Origin of the sequence: Cupriavidus pauculus, from assembly GCF_008801835.1 — a bacterium.
In the GTDB taxonomy this organism is placed as follows: Bacteria; Pseudomonadota; Gammaproteobacteria; order Burkholderiales; family Burkholderiaceae; genus Cupriavidus; species Cupriavidus pauculus.
Genome location: NZ_VZOW01000051.1, coordinates 1 through 25,643, shown reverse-complemented (window position 1 = coordinate 25,643; position 25,643 = coordinate 1). Strand labels below are relative to the sequence as shown.

Below are 25,643 nucleotides of genomic sequence, written 5' to 3'. Positions count from 1 at the left end.
GCCCGCACCGGCGCAGGGCGGCCTGTTCGACGCGCCCGGCGCGCCGGCCGAGCACGACGCGCCGGCAGAAGACCTGCCGCCGGCCGAAATCCGTTACGAGACCGTGACGACCGAGGCCGCGCTCGATGCGTGGATCCAGAAGCTGGTCGATGCGCCGATCGTCGCCATCGACACGGAAACCACTTCGCTCGATCCGATGATGGCGGAACTGGTCGGCATTTCCGTATCGGTCGAACCAGGCGAGGCCGCGTACATCCCGGTGGCCCATCGCGGCCCCGATGTCGCAGGCATGGACGATCACGGTCAGCTGTCGCGCGAGTTCGTGCTCGAAAAACTGCGCGCGTGGATTGAGGACCCGTCGCGGCCCAAGCTCGGCCAGCATTTGAAGTACGACGCCCATGTGTTCATGAACCACGGGCTGACGCTGCGCGGCATCACGCACGACACGATGCTCGAAAGCTACGTGCTGGCGTCCTATCGCAATCACGGCATGGACAGCCTGGCCGAGCGCCTGCTGAACCTGAAGACGATCACGTACGAAGAGGTTTGCGGCAAGGGCGCCAGCCAGATCGGCTTCGACCAGATCGACCTGCAGCGCGCCACCGAGTACGCCGCCGAAGACGCCGATGTGACGCTGCGCCTGCATCGCAAGATGATGCCGCAGCTCGAGGCGGTCGACGGCTTGAAATATGTCTACGAGAAGATCGAGATCCCGGTGTCGGTTGTGCTGCAGAAGATCGAACGCAATGGCGTGTTGATCGACGCGGATCGCCTGGCGGCGCAGAGCGCGGATCTGGGGCTGCGCATGATGCAGGCCGAAAGCGCCGCACATGAAGCGGCCGGACAACCGTTCAACCTCGGCTCGCCGAAGCAGATCGGCGAGATCCTGTTCAACCAGATGAAGCTGCCGGTCGTGAAAAAGACCGCCAGCGGTGCGCCATCGACCGACGAAGAGGTGTTGCAGAAGCTGGCCGAGGATTATCCGCTGCCAAAACTGCTGCTCGACTATCGCAGCCTGTCGAAGCTGAAGTCCACGTACACGGACAAGCTGCCGAAGATGGTCAACCCGAAGACTGGGCGCGTGCACACCAGCTACGGCCAGGCCACGGCGGTGACCGGACGCCTCGCGTCGACCGAGCCGAATCTGCAGAACATTCCGGTGCGCACCGAGGAAGGCCGGCGCATTCGCGAGGCCTTTATCGCCGCGCCGGGCAACGTCATCGTATCGGCCGACTACTCGCAGATCGAGCTGCGCATCATGGCCCATATTTCGGGCGACGAAAACCTGCTGCGCGCGTTTGCCAATGGCGAGGACATCCACCGCGCCACGGCCAGCGAGATCTTCAACGTCGAGCGTGAAGCGGTCACGAGCGAGCAGCGCCGTTATGCCAAGGTGATCAACTTTGGCCTGATCTATGGCATGAGCGCGTTTGGCCTGGCAAGCAACCTCGGCATCGAACGCGAGGCGGCCAAGCACTATATCGACCGGTATTTCATGCGCTATCCGGGCGTGGCCAACTACATGGAAGAAACCCGCCAGAAGGCGCGCGACCAGGGCTTCGTGGAGACCGTGTTCGGACGCCGCCTGTGGCTGCCCGATATCCGCGGCGGCAACGGCCCGCGCCGTCAGGCCGCCGAGCGTGCCGCCATCAACGCGCCCATGCAGGGCACCGCGGCGGACCTGATCAAGTTGTCGATGATTGCCGTGCAGGACTGGATCGAAGCCGAGAACCTGGGCGCGCGACAGATCATGCAGGTGCACGATGAACTGGTGCTCGAAGTGCCGCAGGCCGAGTTCGATCTGGTGAAGGTGCGTTTGCCCGAGTTGATGTGTTCGGTGGCGCAGCTGAATGTGCCGCTGGTTGCCGAAGTGGGCAGCGGCGCCAATTGGGAAGAGGCGCACTGAGCGCAACAACGCTTGCCGTGTCAGTTGGGAGCGCGCCAGACCGGTACAGTCTGGCGCGTTAACGCTGTCTGCCGCGCGATGCCGATGTATGCACGAGAGTACCGATTGAATCGACTCGGCAAGGCTTGCCAGCTGTGTTGCTCTGCAGCACACTGGCGCTAACCGAGCCGTATTTTCCGTATTTTTCTGAGCAGCATATCGGCCTCGCGATGCGAAACCACAACAAGAAGTCGAAAGACAAAAGTCGCCGCGGGCCTGCACCGGTTTTCAAATTGAAAACATCGGGTAGACCATGAGCAACGCACAAGGCAGAGAGGAAAGCGCCCCCATTCCGACCGACACCATTGCGCGCGATGCACGCATCGACAGCGCGCCGCGATCGGCCAACCAACCGCACCGCATCGTCGTCGTCGGTGGCGGGGCCGGCGGGCTTGAACTCGTAACCCGCCTCGGCGACAAGCTTGGCAAGTCGCGCCAGGCCCACGTGACGCTGGTCGATCGCATGCCGACGCATATCTGGAAGCCGCTGCTGCATGAAGTGGCCGCCGGTAGCATGGATCCGAACACCCACCAGCTGGAATATGTCGCCCAGGCGCGCTGGCACCATTTCGAGTTCCAGCAGGGCGAACTGACCGGCATCGACCGCGCGCGCAAGGTGATCCATGTGGCCGCGTGCGTCGACCAGGATGGCGAGGAACTGCTGCCCGCGCGCGACTTGCCTTATGACACGCTGGTGCTGGCGATCGGCTGCGTGACTCACTTCTTCAATGTGCCGGGCGCCGCCGAACACGCCATCGCACTCGACACCGTCGATCAGGCCGAGCGGTTTCGTCGCAAGCTGATTGCGGCGTGCGTGCGCGCGCAGAACGGACGCGGCCGCACGGGCGAGGACGGCCGCCCGCGCGTCGATGTGGCGATCATCGGCGCAGGGGCCACCGGGGTGGAGTTGTCGGCAGAACTGCGCAATACGGCGCATGTGCTGAACGCGTACGGTCTGCATCAGCTCGATCCGCGCCGCGACGTGCGCATTCACATTGTCGAAGCGGGGCCGCGCATTCTGCCCGCCTTGTCCGAACGCGTGTCGGCCGAGACCACCAAGCTGCTGCGCAAGCTGGACGTCGATGTGTTCACCTCTGAGCGCGTGACCGAAGTCACCTCGGACGCGGTGCTGACGGCCAGCGGCAAGCATGTCGATGCGGACCTGACCGTATGGGCGGCCGGCATTACCGCGCCGGGCGTCCTCCGCACGCTTGGGCTGCCGGTCAGCAAGATGGGCCAGATCGTGGTGGGCCCCACGCTGCAGAGCGAGGTCGATCCGGACATCTTTGCCTTCGGCGATTGCGCCGCAGCGCCGTGGCCGGAGAAGCAGACCAGCGTGCCGCCGCGCGCGCAGGCGGCGCACCAGCAGGCCACGTTCCTGTACGACGCGATGCGCGCGCGCCTGGCGGGCAAGCCGTTGCCCAGGTTCGGCTTCAAGGATTTTGGCTCGCTGGTGTCGCTGGGCCACTTCAGTGCCGTGGGCAGCCTGATGGGTGGACTGATCGGCGGTTCGATGTTTATCGAGGGCCTGATGGCGCGCTTCATGTACACGTCGCTGTACCGGATGCACGTGATGGCGCTGCATGGCGCGATCGGCATGGGTCTGGACACCGTCACGCACTGGCTGCGCAGCAAGACCAGCCCGCGCGTGAAGCTGCACTGAGGAATCCCGGCGGCAGAACATGGCAATGGCAGGGCAGGAACGATGGCTGACGGCGCGTGCGTTGTCGGCCATCTTTGCTTAGAATCGACGCGCAACGCTTGCGTCACTTCCGACGCGCGATCACCGATCAAGACGTCCTCGATGCCAGGAGACCGTTCATGCTGAAATCCGAAGTGGAAAGTCTCGTCCCCGGTCAGTCGTTCGACCGCCGCAGTTTCGTCAAGACCGCGCTCGGCTCGGCGTTCGCCGCGGCCGTGCTGCCGGTGACGGCGCAAACCATCAAGACCGATTTCAACGGCCTGACCGCCGGCGAGGTCACCGTGGCGTCGGGCGGCTTCAGCATGCCGGTGTACCGCGCCCAGCCGGAGGGCAAGAAGAATTTGCCCGTGGTGCTGGTGATCAGCGAGATTTTTGGCGTGCACGAACACATCGCCGATATCTGCCGGCGCTTTGCCAAGCTCGGCTATCTGGCCATTGCGCCCGAATTGTTTGCGCGCCAGGGCGATCCGAGCAGCTACGGCACGATCCAGGAATTGCAGACGAACATCATCCAGAAAGTGCCCGACGCCCAGGTGATGGGCGATCTCGACGCCTGCGTCGCGTGGGCCGCGGCCAATGGCGGCGATGTCGAGCGGCTCGGCATCACCGGATTCTGCTGGGGCGGCCGCGTGACGTGGCTCTACGCGGCCCATAACAAGCGCCTGAAAGCCGGCGTTGCGTGGTATGGCCAGCTCGTGGGAGAGCCCAGTGCGCTGAAACCGACGAATCCGGTCGATGTGGTCGGCAGCCTGCACGCGCCTGTGCTAGGCCTCTACGGCGGCAAGGACACCGGGATCACGCAGGAACACGTTGCGAAGATGAAGGCGGCGCTGGCGGCGTCGCCCGACCCAAATGCCAGGGCGTCGACGTTCGTGGTCTATCCCGAGGCCGGACACGCGTTCAATGCCGACTACCGGGCCAGCTATGTGGAGGCGGCGGCCAAGGACGGCTGGCAACGTTGTCTTGCCTGGTTCAAGGAGCACAAGGTCGCGTAGGCCGTTTCGCGCGATTGGCCCCGATGTCCGCGCGGATGATTTGCAAAGTCGGCACGGACCTACGTACAATGCGGTCTTCGCGTTTTTGCAACATTGTTGCGTTAGTGCGCGAAAGTAGTCAGTCGGCGATGACTGCCCGGTGGTCGGGCGGGGGCCGGGCCGGGAGTTCATCATCCATTCCACGCTTTTGTACATCCTGCTGGCGGCGACGATTTCGGGCGTCGGCAGCATTCTGGGTGCGGCGCTGCTTTCGTTGACGGTGGCCTCGCGCGTGGTGGAGCGCATGGTGAGTTTCTCGGTCGGCGTGCTGCTGGCCACTGCGCTGCTGCATTCGCTGCCCGAAGCGTTCGAATCCGGCGCCGATCCGCGTGCGCTGTTCGGCACGCTGCTGGCGGGCCTGCTCGGTTTCTTCCTGCTGGAAAAGATCTCGCTGCTGCGCCATTCGCACCATCACGAAGGCGATGGACATCACCACCATCACGGCCACGACCGCGAGGAAGCGGGCCGCAGCGGCCTGACCATCCTGGTGGGCGACACGTTCCACAATTTTGCCGACGGCATCGTGATTGCGGCGGCGTTCCTGGCCGATCCGCATATCGGCCTGGTCACGGCGCTGGCCATCGCAGCGCATGAGATCCCGCAGGAAGTGGGCGACTTTATCGTGCTGCTGAACGCGGGATTTTCGAAGTCGCGCGCGTTCGCGTTCAACCTGCTGTCGAGCCTGGCCGCGATCCTGGGCGGCCTCGTCGGCTATTTCCTGCTCGACCAGCTGACGGGCTGGATCCCTTATGTGCTGGTGATCGCGTCGAGCAGCTTCGTCTATATCGCGGTCAGCGACCTGATGCCGCAGATGCAGCGCAAGCCGCGCCTGAAGGAGTCGGCGGTGCAGGTGGTGCTGGTGGCGGCCGGGATTGCCGCGATCGTCTTCATTACCAATGGCGTGCACGAGCAACATGCGCATCGCCATTCGCAAGTCAACACGGAAACGGCGTCACACTGAGCGGACGCCGGAGAACGGATCAGCCGCCGGTGGCAACCGGCCGGTCCGGGTTTGCGCACCATTCGCTCCACGATCCCGGGTAGAGCGCCGCGCCGGTCAGCCCGGCCACTTCCATCGCCACGAGATTGTGGCAGGCCGTCACGCCCGAACCACATTGCATGACCGTTTGCGCCGGCTCTTTGCCGCCAATGACCTGGCCGAATTCCGCGCGCAATTGCTCGGCGGGTTTGAAATAGCCGTCGGGCGTCAGATTGTCCTTGAAGAAGCGATTGACGGCACCGGGGATGTGGCCGCCCACCGGATCGAGCGTCTCGTTTTCTCCCCGGAAACGGTCCGCGGCGCGCGCATCGACGACCAGCATCGACGGCTGGCCGAGGTTGGCCAGCAGCGCGTCGGCGTCGACGGTGCGCACCAGCGACGCCTTGCGCGTCAACTGGCCGCCGACTTCCGGATCGGGCGTGGCGCCTTGTTCGACTGGCAGGCCGGCTGCGATCCACGCATTCTTGCCGCCATCGAGCACAGCCACGGCTGCGTGGCCAACCCAGCGCAGCAACCACCAAAGGCGCGCGGCATACATCCCGCCTTGCGCGTCGTAAGCCACCACCAGCGTGTCGTCATTGACGCCCAATGCACGCAATCGCGCGACAAACAATTCGGCGTCGGGCAGCGGATGCCGGCCGTTGACGCCGGTCTTGGGGCCGGACAGTTCGTTGTCCAGATGAAGATAGTAGGCGCCGGGGATGTGGGCCTGCTGATAACTGTCGCGGCCCGCTGCGGGGGCAGTCAGGTCGAACGAGCAATCGATGACGACGGTATGCGGCTGTCCGGCGGCGCGCAGCCGGTCCAGTTCTGAAGCGGTGATCAGCGGTGATGGCATGAACCTGTCTCGCGGTGAGTGAAAGTCTGCCGTAAATGCTACACCGACACGGGATCAGACCTCGGGATGGACTTCCGCTTCCGGTGATTTCACCGGCGTGGCCGGGGTGGGATGCTTGTCGTTGTCGCGCGCGCGGGTCAGCGTGGTGGCAATGCCGCTAGCCACGATCAGCGCCATGCCGAGCCACGAAATCCAGTTGAGCTTGTCGTCCCAGACCATCGTGCCCCACAGGCTGGAAAACACGATGCCCGCGTATTGCAGGTTGGCCGTCAGCAACGTGTTGCCGCGCTTGTAAGCGCGCGTCATCGTCGTCTGGCCCAGCGTGGCCAGAATCCCGATGGCGAGCAGCAGCCCCACGCCATGCCAGGTCAGCGGGCTCATGCCCGAGTACAGCATCCACACCAGGCCGCAGACCAGCCCGACCGCCGAGAAATAGAACACGATGCGGCCTTCGGGCTCGCCCAACTGGCCCAGCTGGCGCACTTCCACATAGGCCAGGGCCGTGAACATGCCCGAGATCAGTCCGATCATGCCGCCAGTCAGTTGGTCTTTGCCGACCGATGGCTGCAGCAGGCAGATCACGCCGGCAAACGACAACAGGATCGCGCCGATCAGTTTCTTGTCGGCCGACCCGGCCGTGCCCGCCAGCGCCGCGCTCGCGCCCAGGATCAGCGCGATCCAGACCGGCGACATGTAGTTGAGCGTCATGGCCGTGGCCAGCGGCAGCAGCGTGATCGATGTGAACCACAGCAGCAGCGCCGTCACGCCGAACAGGCTGCGCTTGATGTGCGTGACCATGTGCGGCGTACGCACCGAAATGCCCTGCGACGCCAGCATGATCCACATGATGGTGACGCCGATCAGGCTACGGTAGAAGACAATCTCGCCCGTGGTGTAGAACTCGGACGCCAGTTTGACGCCAACCCCCATCAGCGAAAACGAGAAGGCGGCAAACAACATCCAGAGCGATTGCATGATGAGAGGGGCGGTTCAGGTGAGACAACGCGCAGGCGGCTTTTCATGATTCTGAGGCGCTGCGGGAAAAAACCGTTGTATTGGCAACGATTGAGTGTGCGATTCTAGCAGTGCACCGAGCGGCGCTCCAATGCGAAACGGACCGTTTTCACGGTCCGTTTCGGTAGCCCCACAGATCGCGGGCGATCAGCGCACGGTCTTGCGGACGATCAGCGCTTGTTGTAGTTCATCGCACTGCGATACCACTCATGGAAGTGCTGCATGCCATCTTCCATCGGCGACTGATAGGGGCCGGTTTCGCTGACGCCGCGCTTCATCAGCGCCAGTCGGCCCGCGTCCATGCGTTCGGCGATTTCGTCGTCCTCGATGCACGTTTCCATGTAGGCGGCGCGCTCGGCCTCGACGAATTCGCGCTCGAACAGCACGATTTCCTCGGGGTAGTAGAACTCGACGACATTGCGCGTCTTGCGCGGACCCACAGGGTGCAGCGTCGAGATGCACAGCACGTTCGGATACCACTCGACCATGATGTTCGGGTAGTACGTGAGCCAGATCGCGCCGTGCTTGGGCAGCTTGCCGTTGTTGAAGCGCAACACGGCGTCATGCCACTTTTGGTACGTCTGGCTACCCGGCCGTTGCAGGCCCGCATGCAGGCCCACCGTCTGCACGCTGTGCCATTCGCCGAACTCCCACTTGAGGTCGTCGCAGGACACAAAGCTGCCCAGGCCCGGATGGAACGGCACGACGTGGTAGTCCTCCAGATAGACCTCGATGAAGGTCTTCCAGTTGTAGTTGCACTCGTGGACTTCCACATGGTCGAGCATGTAGCCGTCGAAGTTGAGATCCTCGGCCACACCCATGCGGGCGAGGTCGGCGCGGACGTCGCGCTCGCCTTCGAACAGCATGCCGTTCCAGTTCTGCAGCGGCGACCGGTTCAGGTGCACGCACGGCTGCTCCGCAAAATGCGGCGCGCCAAGCAGTTCACCCTTGAGGTCGTAGGTCCAGCGGTGCAGCGGGCAGACGATGTTCCTGGCGTTGCCGCGGCCGTTCATCATGATGGCCTGGCGATGGCGGCAAACGTTGGACAGCAGTTCAATGCCGCCCGGGTTGCGCACCAGCACCCGACCTTCATCCTCGGCGGCCAGCGTTTGGAAATCGCCGGTTTCCGGCACCATCAGCTCGTGTCCGACGTACCCCGGGCCCTTCTTGAACAGCAGTTCCAGTTCTTGTTGATGCAGCGCCTCGTCAAAATAGACATCCACGGGCAACTGCGAATCAGCCGGCGCCAGCTTGAGCGCGGTGCTGAGATTGGACATTATCCCCACTCCCTATGACAGGCGAAAGCAGTGAACAACCCAACCATCGAAATATGAATCGATTTGGGAAACCGTGTCAGACGAGTTTGATCCAGACCGGTTCCTGATGTCATGACCAGGAAAAATGCGTGATGTACGCGATGAGCCGGAACTCGCTGACGAGCCGGGGATTGTACCCGAGCCCAAAAGTTAAGGGACTGATTATTTTGCCTTTTTGGCGAAAAAGTCGACCCGGGTCGTCATGGAGGTGCCCTTTGGTGCCCATTCCGAAAGACGACCCGGGCGCACACGTCACTTCTGTGCAGAGCCGGGGTGGTCGAGCGGGTCGGTCCACGCAACAGACCGCCTTCCCCGGTCCTAATAAGACTGTTCAGCGACCGAGCCCCGGATTGACGTAAAATCGCGAATTCCCCAGATCGAGGCCTGCCATGCCAAGAACCACGACCGCCCCGGTCGAGCCTGAAGATTGCCCGGACCCCAGCGTGGCGCCGGCGTCCTATGAAGCCGCAATGGCCGAGCTGGAAACACTGGTGGCGAGCATGGAAAGCGGCGAGTTGCCGCTGGAAGCGTCTTTGGCCGCGTACCGCCGCGGCGCGGAGCTGGTGCGCTATTGCCAGCAAAGCCTGGAGCGGGTGGCGCAGCAGGTCAAGGTGCTTGAAGGTGACGCACTCAAGGCATTAACGGGCGAACCATCGTCCCGTACCGATAACAACAGCAACGGCGCAGATTTCGAATGAGCGATTTCGCTACCTGGATGCGGGCGCAAGGCGCCCGGACCGAGGCCGCCCTGGAAGCGGCACTACCTTCCACGGACACAATTCCATACACCTTGCACGAAGCCATGCGCTATGCTGTGCTCGGCGGTGGCAAGCGGGTTCGCCCATTGCTGGTTCATGCCGCCGGCGAGATGGCCGGCGCAGCTCCGCAGGCCTGCGACGCAGCGGCCTGCGCGGTGGAGATGATCCATGCGTATTCGCTGGTCCACGACGACATGCCCTGCATGGACGACGACGACCTGCGCCGCGGCCGGCCGACGGTCCACAAGGCTTACGACGAAGCCACGGCGCTGCTGGTCGGCGATGCGTTGCAGTCCCAGGCGTTCATCGTGCTCACCCAGGCGCCGGCGCTGGACGCCGAGGCGCGCCTGAAGCTGGTGGCCGAACTCGCGGTCGCATCGGGCTCGGTCGGCATGTGCGGCGGTCAGGCGATCGACCTGCAGAACGTGGGCCTGGCGATGACGCGCGACGCGCTCGAAGGCATGCATCGAATGAAGACCGGCGCCCTGCTGCGCGCCAGCGTGCGGATGGGAGCGTTGTGCGGAAACATCGATCGCGACGGTCTGGCTGCGCTGGACCAATATGCGGCCGCCGTGGGATTGGCGTTCCAGGTGGTTGACGATATTCTCGACGTCACTGCCGATACGGCGACGCTCGGCAAGACTGCCGGGAAAGACGCCGCCAATGACAAGCCGACCTACGTGTCGCTGCTTGGTCTGGATGCCGCACGCGCACTGGCTTCCCAACTGCGCACGGACGCCCACGAGGCGCTGGCGGGATTCGGCGCGCGCGCTGGCCGGCTGGCCGAACTGGCCGACCTCATCGTGCTGCGCTCAAACTGAACTGAAAAGCCGGACGCACAGAATCCGGCAGCCGAACGGACACCATGACCTACACGCTGCTCAACAACATCGACGACCCCGCGGACCTGCGCAAGCTGGATCGCCGCCAGCTCGGCACGCTGGCCGATGAACTCCGCGCCTATGTGCTCGAATCGGTTTCGCAAACCGGCGGCCACCTGTCGTCCAATCTCGGCACGGTGGAGCTGACCATTGCGCTGCACTACGTTTTCGACACGCCCAACGACCGCGTCGTGTGGGACGTGGGTCACCAGAGCTACCCCCACAAGATCCTGACCGGCCGGCGCGACCGCATGTCGACGCTGCGTCAGTTTGGCGGTATCTCCGGCTTCCCGCGTCGCGCGGAAAGCGAATACGACACCTTCGGCACCGCGCATTCGTCGACCTCGATCTCCGCCGCGCTCGGCATGGCGCTCGGCGCGCGCACGCTGGGCCAGAAGCGCGTGGGCATCGCCGTGATCGGCGACGGTGCGATGACCGCGGGCATGGCCTTCGAGGCCATGAACAATGCTGGCGTCTATAAGGACCTGCCGCTGCTGGTGGTGCTGAACGACAACGACATGTCGATTTCCCCGCCGGTCGGCATGCTTAACAAGCATCTCGCGCGCCTGATGTCGGGCCAGTTCTACGCGGCCACGAAGAAGGGCATCGAAAAGGTGCTGTCGGTGGCGCCGCCGGTGCTGGAATTCGCCAAGCGCCTCGAGGAACACGCCAAGGGCATGGTCGTGCCGGCCACGCTGTTCGAGGAATTCGGTTTCGACTACATCGGCCCCATCGACGGTCACGACCTCGAATCGCTGGTGCCGACGCTGCAGAACATCCGCCAGCGCGCCCTGGAAGGCCACGGTCCGCAATTCCTGCACGTCGTGACAAAGAAGGGTCAGGGCTACAAGCTGGCCGAGGCCGACCCGATCCTCTATCACGGCCCGGGCAAGTTCAACCCCGCCGAAGGCATCCGCCCGTCGGCCAAGCCGTCGCGCAAGACCTATACGGAGGTGTTTGGCGAATGGCTGTGCGACATGGCCGCCGCCGACAAGCGCCTGATCGGCGTGACGCCGGCCATGCGCGAGGGCTCCGGCATGGTGGAATTCGAGAAGCGTTTCCCGGATCGCTATTACGACGTCGGCATTGCCGAGCAGCATGCCGTGACGTTTGCCGGCGGGCTGGCCTGCGAAGGGCTCAAGCCCGTGGTCGCGATCTACTCGACCTTCCTGCAGCGCGGCTATGACCAACTGATCCACGACGTGGCGCTGCAGAACCTGCCGGTGGTGTTCGCGCTCGATCGCGCGGGCCTGGTGGGCGCCGATGGCGCGACGCACGCCGGTGCGTACGATATTCCGTACCTGCGCTGCATCCCCAACATGATGGTGATGACGCCGGCCGACGAGCAGGAATGCCGCCAACTGCTGACCACCGCATTCCAGCAGGATTGCCCCACCGCCGTGCGCTATCCGCGTGGCGCGGGCGTTGGCGTGGCGACGCAGACCGAGCTGACCGCGCTGCCAGTGGGCAAGGGCGAAATTCGTCGCGAAGGCCATGCCCGCGCGGGTCAGCGCGTGGCGTTCCTGGCGTTTGGCTCGATGCTGCACCCGGCGCTGGCAGCTGGGGAGGCGCTTGACGCCACGGTCGCCAACATGCGATTCGTGAAGCCGCTCGATGTGGATCTGGTGAAGCAACTGGCCGCCAACCACGATTACCTGGTGACGGTGGAAGAGGGTGCAACGATGGGCGGCGCGGGCAGTGCCGTGCTCGAAGCGCTGGCCGAAGCCGGCATCGAGATCCCGACGCTGGTGCTGGGTCTGCCGGACAAGTTCATTGACCACGGCGACCCGGCATATCTGCTGTCGCTGTGCGGGCTCGACGCAGCCGGCATCGAGCGTTCGGTGCGCGAGCGCTTTCAACTGGCGGAGCAATCGGTCAAGGTGGCAACGCGCGTAGCCTGACGCCGCTAGTCACGTAGAGCCAAAACCGGCGCGGAATTCCCGCGCCGGTTTTCTTTTGGGCGTCATCCACCGACGAGATGCCGCGGCCAATGCCGGCGGCATGCGGCAAATACGCGGAATCACGGGCGATGGCGGCGAGCTTCGGCAATATTGCGTAGAATCCCCTTTCCCATTTTTGTGTTCGCAACTACGGGCCGGCGCCCCAAAGATGCATCGTGCCTGGACCCGTCGTTTCACACTCGTTGCGCGGCGTGGAGAAATCCTGCGAAAACGTCGCGACCGTAAGGATGGCCGTCACCCCCTGCCGGCCTCCTGGAGGAAACCGTAGATGAATGACATCAATCCAGCCTTTGTGATGCCCGACGTGCAATCGAGCGTCGATACCCGCCAGATCGTGATCCAGCGCGTGGGTGTGAAAGGCGTGCGATATCCGCTGACGCTCAAGACCGCGCGCGGCGAAGTCGCTACCGTCGGTACGTTCGACATGGACGTGCGCTTGCCGGCCGACCAGAAGGGCACGCATATGTCGCGCTTCGTCGCGCTACTCGAAGACAACCGCGCTCCGCTGGATCTGGCCGCGTTCCGCGCGCTGCTCGACGACATGCTGGTGCGCCTCGAGGCGGACGCCGGCCGCATCGAAGTCACGTTCCCGTATTTCATCGCCAAGACCGCGCCGGTATCGGGCGTGCAATCGCTGCTGGACTACGAGGTGACGCTGATCGGTGAGAAGCGCGACGGGCAGACGCGCCTGTTCCTGCGCGCCCTGGTGCCGGTGACGAGCCTGTGTCCGTGCTCGAAGAAGATTTCGCAGTACGGCGCGCACAATCAGCGTTCGCATATCACGATGAAGGTCGAGCTTTCGGCCGATCTCGATGTGGAAACGCTGGTGCGGATGGCCGAGGAAGAGGCGTCGTGCGAGCTGTGGGGATTGCTCAAGCGACCGGATGAAAAATTTGTGACCGAGCGCGCCTACGAGAATCCCAAGTTCGTGGAAGACCTGGTGCGCGACATCGCGATGCGCCTCAATGCGGACAACCGTATCGTCGCCTACACGCTCGAAGCCGAGAACTTCGAATCGATCCACAATCACAGCGCCTATGCGCTGATCGAGCACGACAAGCGCCTGGGCTGATTGTGTGTCGCCGCTGCCTTTGCCTGCGCCTTGCAGGCAAAGGCCGGCAGCATCAGCGCTACGCTGGCAGGCGGATGTCGGAAAGATCCCAGCGCGGCGTCACACCGTAATCGTAATCATGGCGCGCCAGCCCTGGCGCGGCCTGCAGGCGCATGGCGCCGGCAAAGGCGATCATCGCGCCGTTGTCGGTGCAGAACGCCAGGTCCGGGTAGTACACCTCCACCTTGCGGCGCTTGCCGAGGTCATTCAGGCGCTCGCGCAGTTGCCGATTGGCGCCGACGCCGCCGGCAACCACAAGGCGCTTGTGGCCAGTCTGCTTGAGCGCGTTGAAGGATTTTGCGGCCAGCACATCGACGATCGCATCGACAAACGAGCGGGCAAGATTGGCGCGATCCTGTTCGCAGGGGTTGCCGAGCTTGCGGGTTTGCGTCAGCACGGCGGTCTTGAGACCCGCGAACGAAAAGTCCAGATTGCCCGAATGCAGCATGGGCCGCGGCAGGTCGAACGCGCCGGGGTTGCCGAATTCGGCCAGGCGCGACACCTCGGGCCCGCCGGGATACCCCAGCCCCAGCAGCTTGGCGGTCTTGTCGAACGCTTCGCCGGCGGCGTCGTCCAGCGTTTCGCCCAACAGCGCATAGTCGCCGATGCCCTTGACCTCCATCAGTTGCGTGTGGCCGCCCGATACGAGCAGCGCGACGAACGGAAACGGCGGCGGCGCGCTGGTCAGCAGCGGCGACAGCAGATGGCCTTCCAGATGATGCACGCCAATCATCGGCACATCGAGCGCAAATCCCAGCGCATTGGCAACCGAGGCGCCGACCAGCAGCGCGCCGGCCAGACCAGGCCCCTGGGTATAGGCGATCGCATCGATATCCGCGCGCGCGCGTCCCGCTTCGTCGAGCACCTGCCGCAGCAGCGGCAGCACGCGGCGGATGTGGTCGCGCGACGCGAGTTCTGGCACCACGCCGCCATATTCGCGATGCATGGCGATCTGGGAGTGCAGCGCGTGCGCGAGCAGCCCGGCCTCGGTGTCATAGAGGGCGAGCCCGGTCTCGTCGCAGGAGGATTCGATACCGAGGACAAGCATGGCTTCTGGTGCGGCCGGCGCTGATTTCGGACTGCAACTGCAGCCATCATGCCGGCAAAAAACGGGAGGGCAGCAGGGTAGCACACCCGCATCGCGCGCGCTTGCCCGGCCCGTATTCGCTACAATCGCGGCTTCTTGAAAGGGCGATATGACACGAGGCAGGAACGACCGGTTCGATGTGGCGGTGCTGGGCGCAGGCGCCGCCGGCATGATGTGTGCCGCGGTCGCCGGTCAACGCGGCGCGCGGGTGGTGCTGGTCGACCATGCGACGCGACTGGCCGAGAAGATTCGCATCTCGGGCGGCGGCCGCTGCAATTTCACCAATCTGCAGGCCGGCCCGGCCAATTATTTGTCGTCGAATCCGCACTTCTGCCGTTCCGCGCTGGCCCGCTACACGCCGCAGGATTTCCTGGGCCTGCTGCGCCGCCATGACATCGGCTGGCACGAAAAGCATCGCGGCCAATTGTTCTGCAACGACAGCGCCGAAGACATCATCAACCTGCTGCGCGCGGAGTGCGATGCGGGCGGCGTGCGTTGGCAGACCGGCTGCACCATCGAGGAAATCCGCAAGGAAGGCGACGATTTCCTGCTGCTCACCACGCAGGGGACGGTGCGCGCCGGCGCCGTGGTGGTGGCGACCGGCGGGCTGTCCATTCCCAAGATCGGCGCGACCGATTTCGGTTACCGCATCGCCCGTCAGTTCGGGCTCAAGATCGTGGAAACCCGCCCGGCGCTGGTGCCGCTGACGTTCGACAGCGGCGCCTGGCAGCCGTTTGTCCCGCTGGCCGGGGTGTCGATGGAAGTCGATATTGCGACTGGCAAAGGCAAGGCGGCGGGCGCGTTCAAGGAAGACCTGCTCTGGACGCACCGTGGCCTGTCGGGCCCGGCAGTGCTCCAGATTTCCAGCTATTGGTGTCCGGGCGAGCCGATCGAGATCGATCTGTTCGACGGAGAGGACGCCGCGGCCTGGCTGATCGACCACAAGAAGGGCAATCGGAAGCACCTGAACAACCTTCTGGCCGAACGGCTGCCCGCGCGGCTGGCGGCGGCATGGTGCGCGGCGGTGGGTCTGCCCGGCGAACAGCCGGTAGCCGATCTGCCGGACAAGGCGCTGCGCCAGCTAGGCGAGACGTTGAATCGCTGGCGCGTCGTGCCGTCGGGCACCGAGGGCTACAAGAAGGCGGAAGTGACGCTCGGTGGCGTAGACACGCGCGGACTGTCGTCGGCCACGATGATGGCGCGCGACGTGGCCGGGCTGTATTTCATCGGCGAAGTGGTCGATGTGACCGGCTGGCTCGGCGGCTACAACTTCCAGTGGGCGTGGGCTTCCGCCGTGGCAGCCGGCGAGGCGGTTGCCGAAGCGGCGCGCGGGGCGGTGGGCGCTGTTGCGTAGGCGGCACGACATGTGTCCATGCGTGTCCATCGCGAGCAGCGCGACAGGCCTTGCGCTACAATCGGCCGCTCTCGCTTGCCGCCGGCAGGGTTCCGGCACTTGATCCTGTTTATCTTTCCTTTTTTGGCCAGATGACCACGATTCGCCTGAAAGAAAACGAACCATTCGAAGTCGCGCTGCGTCGCTTCAAGCGCACCATAGAGAAAAATGGCCTGCTCCCGGAGTTACGGGCGAGAGAGTTTTACGAGAAGCCGACCGTGGAGCGCAAGCGAAAGCGCGATGCGGCTATCAAGCGCAATTACAAGCGCCTGCGTAGCCAGATGCTGCCGAAGAAGCTGTACTGACACCCGCTTCACGTTGGCTCAAAACCCGCTGAGAGCACGGCTCTGGCGGGTTTTTGCGTTACGGTCCGACCTGACCTCAATTTTTCGGAAGATTGCTATGTCCCTCAAAGCCCGCATCAACGATGACATGAAGGCCGCCATGCGCGCTCGCGAATCGGAGCGCCTCGGCACGATTCGCCTGCTGCTGGCCGCCATCAAGCAACGCGAGGTTGATGACCGCATCGAGCTGGACGACGCGGCTGTCACCGCCGTGATCGACAAAATGATCAAGCAGCGCAAGGACTCGATTTCCCAGTTCGAACAGGCCGGACGCGACGATCTGGTAGCCAAGGAAAAGGCCGAACTAGACGTTCTGGCCGCCTATATGCCGGCGCAGCTTTCCAGCGCCGAAGTGGCCGCCGAGGTGGAGAAGGCGGTCGTCGAGGCGGGCGCCACGGGTCCACAGGATATGGGCAAGGTGATGGGCCTAGTCAAGGCGCGCCTGGCCGGCCGTGCGGACATGACGGCGGTATCGGGCCTGGTCAAGGCGGCCCTGGCGCCAAAATGATTGACCGAGGGGTCAGTTATAAGCATGATTAGCAGTCGCGATTCACGAAGATATCGTCGGGTTGACGGGGCTTGACGGTCAATGTCGGCTAAGTCCGGCAATGCGTTGCGGCTGCACTACAATGATTCGATAGCACTCGTGCGTCGTTTCGTGCACGTATTTCAAAAAAGGGGTCGCCGGTACGCCCGGCAAGCCTCACCATCAGGACGGTCAGTCGGGTGATTCCGCAATCCTTCATTCAGGACCTGCTCAACCGCGTCGATATTGTCGACGTGGTGGGAAAGTACGTGCAGTTGAAGAAGGGTGGTGCGAACTTCATGGGCCTATGCCCGTTCCACAACGAGAAATCGCCGTCCTTTACCGTGTCGCCGACCAAGCAGTTCTATCACTGCTTTGGGTGCGGCGCGCATGGGTCGGCCATCGGCTTCCTGATGGAGTATTCCGGGCAATCCTATCCCGACGCCGTGCGCGAACTGGCGCAGTCGGTGGGATTGTCCGTGCCCGAAGAGCGCAACAGCCTGCCGCCGGCCCAACGGGCGGAGCAGCAGGCCCGGTCCGTCGCGCTCAGCGACGCCATGTCGCGGGCCTGCGAGTTCTACAAGAAGCAGTTGCGCGGCGCGCCCCAGGCTATCCAATACCTGAAGGGCCGTGGCCTGACCGGCGAAATCGCCGCGCATTTTGGCCTCGGTTACGCGCCCGATGACTGGCAGGGCCTGGAATCGGTTTTCGGCAGCTATCGCGACGATGTCATCGCCGCGCCGTTGATCGAAAACGGCTTGCTGATCGAATCGCAGGAAAAACGCGATGCCGACGGCAAGCCGCGGCGCTATGACCGGTTCCGCGACCGCATCATGTTTCCGATCCGGAATACCAAGGGGAATGTGATCGGCTTTGGCGGCCGGGTGATGGGGCAGGGCGAGCCAAAGTATCTGAATTCCCCCGAAACGCCGCTGTTCAGTAAGGGAACCGAACTCTACGGCCTGTTCGAGGCGCGGCACGCTATCCGCGAAAACGGTTACGTGCTGGTGGTGGAAGGCTATATGGATGTGGTGGCGCTGGCGCAGCTTGGCTTTGCCAATGCGGTGGCGACGCTAGGCACCGCTTGCACGGCGGTGCATGTGCAAAAGCTGCTGCGGCAAACCGACGCAGTGATCTTTTCGTTCGACGGCGATGCGGCGGGGCGCCGCGCGGCCCGACGGGCGTTGGAAGCGTGCCTGCCCCATGTGGCCGACAACAAGACCATCCGCTTTCTGTTCCTGCCGGCGGAACACGACCCGGACAGCTACGTGCGTGAAGAGGGCACGGACGCGTTTGCGCGCCAGGTGCAGAATGCGATGCCGTTGTCGCGTTTTTTGCTGCAGATCGTGACCGAAGAGCAGGATTTGCGGCAGGCGGAGGGGCGCGCGCGCGCCCAGTACGAAGCCAAGCCCCTGCTGCAGGCCATGCCCGCGGGTGGCTTGCGGCTACAGATTGTGCGCGAACTTGCCGATGCTACGGGTACGACGCCTGCCGAGATCGAAGCGGTTTGCGGGCTCGGCAGCGACTCGTCGCGTGTCGGCCGCTTTGCCCAGCCCCGTCCGCGTGCGCGCCGCCAGGCGCCGACGGGACTGGAACAGCGCGTGATGCAGCTGCTGATCACCTACCCGGCCCTCGCTGCTCGCCTCGATGACGATGCCCGCGCCTTGCTGCTCGATCCGCAGCGGCCCGAGGCCGAAGTGTTGACTCACCTCGTGGCGGCTTGCGACGGTATCCAGGGCGAGGTCAACTTCGCCGCGTTCAGCGAGCAACTGGCGCAGACGCCGTTTGCCGATGTCTATGCAAGCGCACGGGCCGCGGTGCTGAGAGAAGATATCGAAGAGGAGCCCGCGACACTTGAGTTCGACGGCGCGATTCACAAATTACTTGCCGATCCGCTTCAGCGCGAACTCGAAACCCTGCAGGCTGCCATCATCGCCGGAACCGCCGACGAGGAGGCCCGAGCCCGCTTCCGCTGGCTCGTCCCGGAGGTGCAGCGCAGGCGGCAGATGGGTTGGCGCCCGGCATCGGCAACGGATGACTAGTCCTCATCACTTCTTTGACTCGTCGCGCGTGGGCGGCGGGGCAAGTGCAGTAGGAAAGGTATAAGACAGGATTTTCGGCTTGAGTCGTTGCGCATGTGACCCAACTGTCGGCGAAAGGATGGGTCTAAACGCTTAAGCCTTGATTTTTCAGGTGAAAGCTATACCTGACAGGAAGCCGGGAAGTGGCGACGTGCTACAATGCCCGGTTTGGATTGCGAAATCTTTCTCTCCAGTACTGGCGAAAGTGAGCGTGCCAATGGCAAAGGCCAAAGCAACCGAAAGGGTAGCCGAGAAGGCTCCCTCCAAAGCTCCCCAATCAGGGAGCGGCAAGGCGTCCGTGAAAACAACGGCGGCGAAGACATCGACCGCGTCAGTCAGGACGACATCAGCCCGGTCTGTGCCAGCAAAAACCGTGCGTAGCGCCTCGGCGCCCGCCGGAACCGCTTCCGTCAGGAATCGCAAATCCGAAAATACCAAGCCCTCGACTTCGGCACGCGAGAGCGGCAAGAACGCCAATACAAGCGGCAAGAATGCCGCTGCACCAGTGAAAGGTAAGAGTATCACCGTGGCGAAACAGCAGAATACCGAAGTCGAGAGCAAGCGTGCGGCAACGACGGCCAGCACACGGAACAGCAGCGCCAAGGCGGGCGCAACTGCCGTGGCGCCCAAGGCCAGTGCCGCGACTCCCGCACCCGCAGCATCCGAGCGGCCCGCTGCTCCGGCCGTCAAGCCTGAGCCCAAGAAGCGTGGCCGCAAGCCCAAGGCTGAGATGCAGCAAGACGACAGCACCATCGAAGACGTGACTGAAGAGTTTTACGAAAACGACGCACCTGCAGCGCCTGCTGCGGCGCCCAAGACCGAGAAGCAGAAAGCCAAGGACCGCAAGGCCAAGGAAAAGGCCCTGCTCAAGGAATTTGCCTCGTCCAACCAGGCTGGCAGCGAGGAAGAACTTGAAATCCGTCGCCAGAAGCTGAAGGCGCTGATCAAGCTGGGCAAGTCACGTGGTTACTTGACCTATGCCGAAATCAACGATCACCTGCCGGACGACATGGTCGATTCGGAGACGATCGACACGCTGGTCGCCACGCTGAACGACATCGGCATCGCCGTCTACGAACAGGCGCCGGACGCCGAGACGCTGCTGCTGAACGACAACGCACCGTCGGCCACCAGCGAGGAAGAAGCCGAGGAAGAGGCCGAAGCCGCGCTGTCCACGGTCGACTCCGAATTCGGCCGCACCACCGACCCGGTTCGCATGTACATGCGCGAAATGGGCACCGTGGAACTGCTCACGCGCGAAGGCGAAATCGAAATCGCCAAGCGTATCGAGGCAGGCCTCAAGGACATGGTCATGGCCATCTCGGCATGCCCGGTCACGATTTCCGAAATCCTGGCGCACGCGGAGCGCGTGGCCAACGAAGAAATCAAGATCGACGAATTCGTCGATGGCCTGATCGATCCGAATGCGGAGGAAGTCCAGGACAACTCCGCCCAGCCGGCCGCGTCCGAGGACGAGGACATCGAGTCGGAAGACGATGCCGACGAGGAAGGCGAGGAAGATGACGACGACAGCGGCGCTGGCGGCGGCGCTTCGGCACGTCAACTGGAAGAACTGAAGGTCGCCGCGCTGGAAAAATTCCGCGTGATCGCCGAACAGTTCGACAAGATGCGCCGCGCTTTCGAAAAAGAAGGCTACAAGTCAAAGCCGTACGTGAAGGCGCAGGAAGCCATCCAGGCAGAACTGATGGGCATCCGTTTCACCGCGCGCAATGTCGAGCGTCTGTGCGACACGCTGCGTGGCCAGGTGGACGAAGTGCGCAAGCTCGAGCGCGCGATCCTCAATATCGTTGTCGACAAGTGCGGCATGCCGCGTGCCGATTTCGTGGCCCGTTTCCCGGGCAACGAAACGAATCTGGACTGGATCCAGTCCATCGTGGCGGACAACAAGCCGTACAGCACGATCGTCGAGCGTAATGTCCCGGCCGTGCACGAGCTGCAACAGAAGCTGATCGACCTGCAGGCGCGTGTCGTATTGCCGCTGAAGGAACTGAAGGACGTCAATCGCAAGATGTCCGAAGGCGAAAAGCGCGCCCGCGAAGCGAAGCGCGAAATGACCGAGGCCAATCTGCGTCTGGTGATTTCGATCGCCAAGAAGTACACGAACCGCGGTCTGCAGTTCCTGGATCTGATTCAGGAGGGCAACATCGGCCTGATGAAGGCGGTGGACAAGTTCGAGTACCGCCGCGGCTACAAATTCTCCACGTATGCAACGTGGTGGATTCGTCAGGCCATCACGCGCTCGATCGCCGACCAGGCTCGTACCATCCGTATCCCGGTTCACATGATCGAAACGATCAACAAGATGAACCGGATCTCGCGTCAGATCCTGCAGGAAACCGGCAACGAGCCGGATCCGGCAACGCTGGCCGAGAAGATGGAAATGCCGGAAGACAAGATCCGCAAGATCATGAAGATCGCGAAGGAACCGATCTCCATGGAAACGCCGATCGGCGACGATGACGACTCCCACCTGGGCGACTTCATCGAAGATACGAACACGCTGGCCCCGGCCGAAGCCGCATTGCATGGCTCCATGCGCGATGTGGTCAAGGACGTGCTGGACAGCCTGACGCCGCGCGAAGCGAAGGTTCTGCGCATGCGTTTCGGCATCGAAATGAGCACGGACCACACGCTGGAAGAAGTGGGCAAGCAGTTTGACGTCACGCGTGAGCGTATCCGTCAGATCGAGGCCAAGGCGCTGCGCAAGCTGCGTCACCCGAGCCGCTCGGACAAGCTGAAGAGCTTCCTGGAAGGCAACTAAGCCGTACGCCTTCCAAAGGGCCTCTAGCTCATGCCTGGTTAGAGCAGCGGACTCATAATCCGTTGGTGCCGTGTTCGACTCACGGGAGGCCCACCAATAAAATCAAGGGGTTACGGCGACATCGTTCGTCGTGACCCTTTGTTTCATCAGCAGGTGTAGGCATGGTGTAGGCATTGATGCGGCTTAGGAGTGCTGTGTGCGCTCCTTCGCGATGGCGAATGATGCGTTCAATAGCGACATTCAATCATCATTGCTAGGCGTTACATTACAATTCATCGCGCCAGGCCTTTACTGTGTACTGCTTTGGCTCGATATATGCGGAATCTGGGTGCGGCGGTAGCAGCCGCGGTTGGCAACGAAATTGATTCCGTGCTGCTGCCAACAGGATAAATTCAAAGAAATGGCGAAAAATTCGCAAAACGTCGCGAGAACTCACACGCCGCGCAAGGGAGATGGCACAGCCATTGATGTTGTGCATAGGACAAGCGGAGCTGGTGATGGCGCGGTTGTCCAAGTCGGCTTGGATCTCAACGATGCACCGGTGCCCGCTCGCAGATATGTTGCTGATGTGGGTTCGGTCGTACAGTCCCGCGGTGAGGTCAAAGTGATCTTCGGCCAAGAGAAAGTGGGTACTAGCGCGCTTCGTTCGATGTTGATCGTACAAATGTCTGCGGCCGGCACAAGTCAATTCCTGCAGTCATTCGCTGGATTGTCGCCTTCGGTTGATGAGATTGCGCGAACCGTCGGCGCTGTGCCGGAGCAACTGTCTGAAGGTATGGTTGAGCCCGAGCAGGCGGTTTCTTTTGCGGCGAACTTTGCTGCTGCTGCTATTGCAGGGCAGGAGGCTTGTCTCGATTTTTACCACGCTTCGCCTTTTTCATTGCGCAGCGTTCACTTCATAAAGAAGTTAAGCGTAGAGCCGGTCGTCCGAGTCGATCTCCGTTTGCCGCTGCTTAAGGCAATCATTGATGAACTCAAACGTATCGATTCGCAGGTCAGCGCACCGATTGTAGTTTCCTGAGGGGACTGCCATGTTTGGCTTTGAAAAATTTAGCGTGAGTGCCTGGGTTGAGGGTGGCATCACCAAGCAACCGAAGGCGGTCAGCGAATCTACGTCCAAGCGCCGCTCCGGTGCTTGGAAGGTTGTTGCTTCGCTTTTGCTTGCGGCGGCGGCTTCGACCTCGGCGGTGTCGATGGCGAGTAGCGCGGAGCAGACGGCTATTTCCAGTGATGGCTTCAGAATGATGCAATCCTCAGCTGGAGTCAGCCTGAGGCAAAGGGTTGGTGACCAGTTGTTGACCGTTCAATGGCGGCCGGACGCTAGCCAGTTGTTGGCTGCCGGAGTTGTTCCGACGATGTCGGATGAAGTCCGGGCGATGGCCTTGCAAGCTATCGAAGCGCAAAAGCTGGACGCTGATGATGATGTGGAGTCTTGGGCTCGATCCCTGGTGGAGGGCATGTTTAGTTAAATGCATGCATCACACATTGGGGCAAGTGCCTCCTGCGCTTGCTATGGTTGGGACTACGAGAAGTATGAGAAGGGTAATACCGTTGAGCGTCGTTGTTTTGATCTGCTCATAAGTTTGCGAAAAGGGGAGGTCAAGCCGACGGCCGCAATCGATACCCGTCCTACCCATCAGAAAATGTTCAATGGGTTGACTCATGCGGACTGCCCATACTTTGCTGGTGCTTATCGAGGTTCACGTGATTGTCTGGTAGGGTATGAAGTCAAAGTTGGTTCGGCGACAACGGAACAATCGGCGAATGTCGCTGCAGCAATGGATGCACTGTCTTCCCGAATCAAAGCCGACTTAGACTTGGTAGTGCAGGCTGGAAAAAGTTTGTCGCCTGCAGACGCGTTGGTTGCGCGGTTGGACGTTGTCTTGGACCGGATGGTCGAATTCTTGACGATCCATCCCTATGCCAATGGCAATGGTCATATGCAAAGGTTTATCGTTTGGTGTTTTTTTGCCGCGATGAACTTTTGGCCGAAGCATTGGCCGATGGACACCAGGCCGCCGAGCCCATATGACCAGTACATTTCGGCTTATCGTCAGGGGGTGAAAGACCCACTACGCCATTACATGCTCAGTCTTCTCGCGCGTAAGCCAAAGTAAAAAGCCCCGAGTTCTCGGGGCTTTTTTGTTGTGCTCAGTTTTCCTCTTGGTACGCCGGTCTTCTGAGGGCGCGAGTACGCAGAGCCAACACCTACAGACCGGCCTGGCACAGCAGCTCACTTAGTTTGATGTCCAGCTCCTTCGCAATTTTCTGCAGGTTCAGCACTGAGAGGTTGTGCTCTCCGCGCTCGATTCCCCCAACGTAAGACCGATCCAAATCCGTGGCATGGGCCAAGTCCTCCTGCGCTAGGCCATGCTTTTTGCGAATGGCGCGTATGGCTTTGCCAATCGACGTTAGAGTAGGGTCGCCAGAATGTTTGGGTGACGGTTTTGCCATCCGTACATGGTCGCCATTTGACGGAGGCGATACCACGGGATAAGATACCCAAATCAATATGAATCAATGCATGGCAATCCGGACGGAAATGCAGTGGCTTGGGTCTGAATTTAGACGCGGTAGAGACTTCCGAGCGAAGCAACCGTAGATTGGATGGGTATCGAGATGCCGGCATTCACTTATGGGGAAGCAGGATGCGGCACTATGGTCTCATTGGTGTATTGGCGCTTGCGGCGCTAGGCGGATGCACAACGTGGCATCACACCCAAATAGCAGATAAGGCCGTAGCTGACAGGCAGTTTGTGCTAGACGACGGTTACTGCGTGCGAGCGTCGCACGGCTCAGTGCCCGTACCCCAAGTCAGATACAACGATGTATCTCCCTGGTCTTCCTCCGCTGTAATCCAAGGCGCGACGTACAACACGACGACCGGCGCTACTAGCTACGGTACCTATAGCGCTCAAGCAGTTTCCACTCCTTCCCCAGGCGCCGCGTTCGCTGGAGGGTTAGCCAACGGCATGAACATTGGAGCTGCATTCGCGGCGTCTCGCGCGCAGGAGCGGATTTACAAGGGCTGTATGTATGCCAAGGGCTGGTCAGATAGCGCCAAGCCTAAAGATGAGCCGGCAGGAATGGCTTCATCGAGCCTCCAACCGAATGCGATCCCTCCAAAGACGGAAAGCATGGTGACGATCTACCCGACCCCAGAGGCACAATGGCGGGCAGATGCTGAAGAGTTCTTTACCGTCTATCCGGCATACAGAACGGAGCCGCTGTATGACCGTCTCAATAGTGAGGTCAAACAGATTGCCACGAAGAAGTCGGACAGTATCACCGGCCCGCAAATCCTGCTTTCCGCGCACGAATCGCTTGTTCGCAAAGCTTTGGGAGCTTCCGAACCCAAGGAGGGCAGCGACGAGCGTCTCGTGTCAACGCTCTACAAAGACGCTGTTTCCAACAATGTTGTTGGTCAAAATGCTCTTGGGATGGGTTTCTTGAATGGTTGGAAGCCCTTGCCAAAGGAGCCCAAGCGCGCCCTCTACTGGTTTCAGCAATCCGCTTTTGCAGGTGACCCAACTGGTCAGGCTGGATACGGCGTCATGCTGTTTCGCGGTAACGGTATCGCTCCCGACAGGAAGCAGGGCTACGCATGGGTCGCCAAGGCGGCAGCGTCAGGGGATGAGGTGGCGAAAGCGATTCTTCTCAAGTTGGATGGGGAGCTTTCCGCCGGAAGATGAGGGAAGGTATCGCGCGAGGAGGTTATGCAGCTGCGCTGTGCTATTTCAGGGTGTTGATGTCCATCGAATACTGACCCGCCGTTTTCATCTAAATTTGACCCACCCTCGCTTCATGGTCACAGCTCCTCTGGTGTAGATTCTGGCACTGCAGTTGTCGTTTTCTGGCTGTTTTTCCGGG

General features: G+C 62.1%; 23 protein-coding genes and 1 tRNA gene. 18 read left to right on the top strand and 6 right to left on the bottom strand.

All coding sequences use genetic code 11. From position 1 onward, the window contains the following. From polA to F7R19_RS28005, 4 genes are all read left to right on the top strand, one after another. A partial coding sequence (gene polA / locus F7R19_RS28020; protein ID WP_150982851.1) for a DNA polymerase I occupies positions 1-1,906 on the top strand: 1,906 nt, incomplete at its 5' end. A gap of 292 nt (positions 1,907-2,198) precedes the next feature. After that, positions 2,199-3,608, top strand: coding sequence for an NAD(P)/FAD-dependent oxidoreductase (locus F7R19_RS28015; protein ID WP_150982850.1), 1,410 nt, complete (start codon positions 2,199-2,201; stop codon positions 3,606-3,608). Between the two features lie 158 nt (positions 3,609-3,766). Continuing rightward, positions 3,767-4,642 (top strand): dienelactone hydrolase family protein, encoded by an 876-nt coding sequence (locus F7R19_RS28010; RefSeq protein WP_150982849.1) that lies wholly within the window; start codon positions 3,767-3,769, stop codon positions 4,640-4,642. A 187-nt stretch (positions 4,643-4,829) separates the two neighbouring features. Beyond that, positions 4,830-5,642, top strand: coding sequence for a ZIP family metal transporter (locus F7R19_RS28005; RefSeq protein ID WP_223505806.1), 813 nt, complete (start codon positions 4,830-4,832; stop codon positions 5,640-5,642). Between the two features lie 19 nt (positions 5,643-5,661). On the opposite strand, the gene F7R19_RS28000 is transcribed toward F7R19_RS28005, so the two are convergent. The 3 genes from F7R19_RS28000 to F7R19_RS27990 all read right to left on the bottom strand — a co-directional run bounded on the left by F7R19_RS28000 (position 5,662) and on the right by F7R19_RS27990 (position 8,810). Further along, on the bottom strand, positions 5,662-6,519 hold the full coding sequence (locus F7R19_RS28000; RefSeq protein WP_150982848.1) for a sulfurtransferase: 858 nt from the start codon (positions 6,517-6,519) through the stop codon (positions 5,662-5,664). 54 nt (positions 6,520-6,573) lie between these two features. Beyond that, a complete protein-coding gene (locus F7R19_RS27995; protein ID WP_150982847.1) occupies positions 6,574-7,494 on the bottom strand; it encodes a DMT family transporter in 921 nt (306 codons plus the stop codon). A 209-nt stretch (positions 7,495-7,703) separates the two neighbouring features. Further along, positions 7,704-8,810, bottom strand: coding sequence for an aromatic ring-hydroxylating oxygenase subunit alpha (locus F7R19_RS27990; RefSeq protein WP_061959469.1), 1,107 nt, complete (start codon positions 8,808-8,810; stop codon positions 7,704-7,706). 428 nt (positions 8,811-9,238) lie between these two features. Between F7R19_RS27990 and F7R19_RS27985 the strand changes: the two genes are divergently transcribed. The 4 genes from F7R19_RS27985 to folE2 all read left to right on the top strand — a co-directional run bounded on the left by F7R19_RS27985 (position 9,239) and on the right by folE2 (position 13,521). Continuing rightward, on the top strand, positions 9,239-9,547 hold the full coding sequence (locus F7R19_RS27985) for an exodeoxyribonuclease VII small subunit (RefSeq protein WP_061959470.1): 309 nt from the start codon (positions 9,239-9,241) through the stop codon (positions 9,545-9,547). Continuing rightward, positions 9,544-10,428: a polyprenyl synthetase family protein gene (locus tag F7R19_RS27980; RefSeq protein ID WP_061959471.1), complete on the top strand. Its 885-nt coding sequence runs from the start codon at positions 9,544-9,546 to the stop codon at positions 10,426-10,428. Before F7R19_RS27985 ends, F7R19_RS27980 begins: the two co-directional genes overlap by 4 nt. Before the next feature lie 44 nt (positions 10,429-10,472). Next, entirely contained in the window at positions 10,473-12,389 is a 1,917-nt protein-coding gene (gene dxs, locus F7R19_RS27975; RefSeq protein ID WP_150982846.1) for a 1-deoxy-D-xylulose-5-phosphate synthase, read from the top strand. Between the two features lie 328 nt (positions 12,390-12,717). Beyond that, complete coding sequence (folE2, locus tag F7R19_RS27970) at positions 12,718-13,521, top strand: GTP cyclohydrolase FolE2 (RefSeq protein WP_061959473.1); 804 nt, start codon at positions 12,718-12,720, stop codon at positions 13,519-13,521. A 58-nt stretch (positions 13,522-13,579) separates the two neighbouring features. Here the strand turns inward: folE2 and tsaD are convergent, their stop codons facing one another. Next, a complete protein-coding gene (tsaD, locus tag F7R19_RS27965; protein ID WP_061959474.1) occupies positions 13,580-14,608 on the bottom strand; it encodes a tRNA (adenosine(37)-N6)-threonylcarbamoyltransferase complex transferase subunit TsaD in 1,029 nt (342 codons plus the stop codon). Between the two features lie 148 nt (positions 14,609-14,756). Between tsaD and F7R19_RS27960 the strand changes: the two genes are divergently transcribed. From F7R19_RS27960 to dnaG, 4 genes are all read left to right on the top strand, one after another. Continuing rightward, positions 14,757-16,001 (top strand): BaiN/RdsA family NAD(P)/FAD-dependent oxidoreductase, encoded by a 1,245-nt coding sequence (locus tag F7R19_RS27960; protein WP_150982844.1) that lies wholly within the window; start codon positions 14,757-14,759, stop codon positions 15,999-16,001. A gap of 131 nt (positions 16,002-16,132) precedes the next feature. Further along, the gene (gene rpsU / locus F7R19_RS27955) at positions 16,133-16,345 is read left to right on the top strand and encodes a 30S ribosomal protein S21 (RefSeq protein WP_061959476.1); all 213 of its coding nucleotides are present in this window, start codon (positions 16,133-16,135) and stop codon (positions 16,343-16,345) included. A 97-nt stretch (positions 16,346-16,442) separates the two neighbouring features. Beyond that, positions 16,443-16,892 (top strand): GatB/YqeY domain-containing protein, encoded by a 450-nt coding sequence (locus F7R19_RS27950; RefSeq protein ID WP_150982842.1) that lies wholly within the window; start codon positions 16,443-16,445, stop codon positions 16,890-16,892. 218 nt (positions 16,893-17,110) lie between these two features. After that, positions 17,111-18,952, top strand: coding sequence for a DNA primase (gene dnaG / locus F7R19_RS27945; RefSeq protein WP_061959478.1), 1,842 nt, complete (start codon positions 17,111-17,113; stop codon positions 18,950-18,952). Positions 18,953-19,099: 147 nt separating this feature from the next. On the opposite strand, the gene F7R19_RS30050 is transcribed toward dnaG, so the two are convergent. Then, positions 19,100-19,480 (bottom strand): hypothetical protein, encoded by a 381-nt coding sequence (locus tag F7R19_RS30050; protein ID WP_061959479.1) that lies wholly within the window; start codon positions 19,478-19,480, stop codon positions 19,100-19,102. A gap of 16 nt (positions 19,481-19,496) precedes the next feature. Between F7R19_RS30050 and rpoD the strand changes: the two genes are divergently transcribed. From rpoD to F7R19_RS27920, 5 genes are all read left to right on the top strand, one after another. Then, positions 19,497-21,773 carry an RNA polymerase sigma factor RpoD gene (rpoD, locus tag F7R19_RS27940; protein WP_211922801.1) on the top strand — a complete coding sequence of 759 codons (2,277 nt, stop codon included), beginning with the start codon at positions 19,497-19,499 and terminating at the stop codon, positions 21,771-21,773. Between the two features lie 17 nt (positions 21,774-21,790). After that, positions 21,791-21,869 (top strand) — tRNA-Ile (locus F7R19_RS27935). Between the two features lie 253 nt (positions 21,870-22,122). Then, complete coding sequence (locus tag F7R19_RS27930; RefSeq protein ID WP_150982837.1) at positions 22,123-22,794, top strand: hypothetical protein; 672 nt, start codon at positions 22,123-22,125, stop codon at positions 22,792-22,794. Between the two features lie 10 nt (positions 22,795-22,804). Continuing rightward, entirely contained in the window at positions 22,805-23,242 is a 438-nt protein-coding gene (locus F7R19_RS27925) for a hypothetical protein (protein ID WP_150982835.1), read from the top strand. Next, complete coding sequence (locus F7R19_RS27920) at positions 23,243-23,890, top strand: Fic family protein (RefSeq protein WP_150982834.1); 648 nt, start codon at positions 23,243-23,245, stop codon at positions 23,888-23,890. A 91-nt stretch (positions 23,891-23,981) separates the two neighbouring features. Here F7R19_RS27920 and F7R19_RS27915 read toward each other — a convergent pair whose 3' ends face one another. Continuing rightward, complete coding sequence (locus F7R19_RS27915; RefSeq protein ID WP_150982832.1) at positions 23,982-24,227, bottom strand: helix-turn-helix domain-containing protein; 246 nt, start codon at positions 24,225-24,227, stop codon at positions 23,982-23,984. A gap of 518 nt (positions 24,228-24,745) precedes the next feature. Here F7R19_RS27915 and F7R19_RS27910 point away from each other — a divergent pair. Beyond that, on the top strand, positions 24,746-25,465 hold the full coding sequence (locus tag F7R19_RS27910; protein WP_170292674.1) for a tetratricopeptide repeat protein: 720 nt from the start codon (positions 24,746-24,748) through the stop codon (positions 25,463-25,465). Positions 25,466-25,643: the final 178 nt, after the last annotated feature.

Bases quoted from the DNA above. Each gene is read 5' to 3' on its own strand.
- F7R19_RS28015 (WP_150982850.1), top strand. From the start codon at position 2,199: ATGAGCAACGCACAAGGCAGAGAGGAAAGCGCCCCCATTCCGACCGAC.
- F7R19_RS28010 (WP_150982849.1), top strand. From the start codon at position 3,767: ATGCTGAAATCCGAAGTGGAAAGTCTCGTCCCCGGTCAGTCGTTCGAC.
- F7R19_RS28000 (WP_150982848.1), bottom strand. From the start codon at position 6,519: ATGCCATCACCGCTGATCACCGCTTCAGAACTGGACCGGCTGCGCGCC.
- F7R19_RS27995 (WP_150982847.1), bottom strand. From the start codon at position 7,494: ATGCAATCGCTCTGGATGTTGTTTGCCGCCTTCTCGTTTTCGCTGATG.
- F7R19_RS27990 (WP_061959469.1), bottom strand. From the start codon at position 8,810: ATGTCCAATCTCAGCACCGCGCTCAAGCTGGCGCCGGCTGATTCGCAG.
- F7R19_RS27985 (WP_061959470.1), top strand. From the start codon at position 9,239: ATGCCAAGAACCACGACCGCCCCGGTCGAGCCTGAAGATTGCCCGGAC.
- F7R19_RS27980 (WP_061959471.1), top strand. From the start codon at position 9,544: ATGAGCGATTTCGCTACCTGGATGCGGGCGCAAGGCGCCCGGACCGAG.
- dxs (WP_150982846.1), top strand. From the start codon at position 10,473: ATGACCTACACGCTGCTCAACAACATCGACGACCCCGCGGACCTGCGC.
- folE2 (WP_061959473.1), top strand. From the start codon at position 12,718: ATGAATGACATCAATCCAGCCTTTGTGATGCCCGACGTGCAATCGAGC.
- tsaD (WP_061959474.1), bottom strand. From the start codon at position 14,608: ATGCTTGTCCTCGGTATCGAATCCTCCTGCGACGAGACCGGGCTCGCC.
- F7R19_RS27960 (WP_150982844.1), top strand. From the start codon at position 14,757: ATGACACGAGGCAGGAACGACCGGTTCGATGTGGCGGTGCTGGGCGCA.
- rpsU (WP_061959476.1), top strand. From the start codon at position 16,133: ATGACCACGATTCGCCTGAAAGAAAACGAACCATTCGAAGTCGCGCTG.
- F7R19_RS27950 (WP_150982842.1), top strand. From the start codon at position 16,443: ATGTCCCTCAAAGCCCGCATCAACGATGACATGAAGGCCGCCATGCGC.
- F7R19_RS27925 (WP_150982835.1), top strand. From the start codon at position 22,805: ATGTTTGGCTTTGAAAAATTTAGCGTGAGTGCCTGGGTTGAGGGTGGC.
- F7R19_RS27920 (WP_150982834.1), top strand. From the start codon at position 23,243: ATGCATGCATCACACATTGGGGCAAGTGCCTCCTGCGCTTGCTATGGT.
- F7R19_RS27915 (WP_150982832.1), bottom strand. From the start codon at position 24,227: ATGGCAAAACCGTCACCCAAACATTCTGGCGACCCTACTCTAACGTCG.
- F7R19_RS27910 (WP_170292674.1), top strand. From the start codon at position 24,746: ATGAACATTGGAGCTGCATTCGCGGCGTCTCGCGCGCAGGAGCGGATT.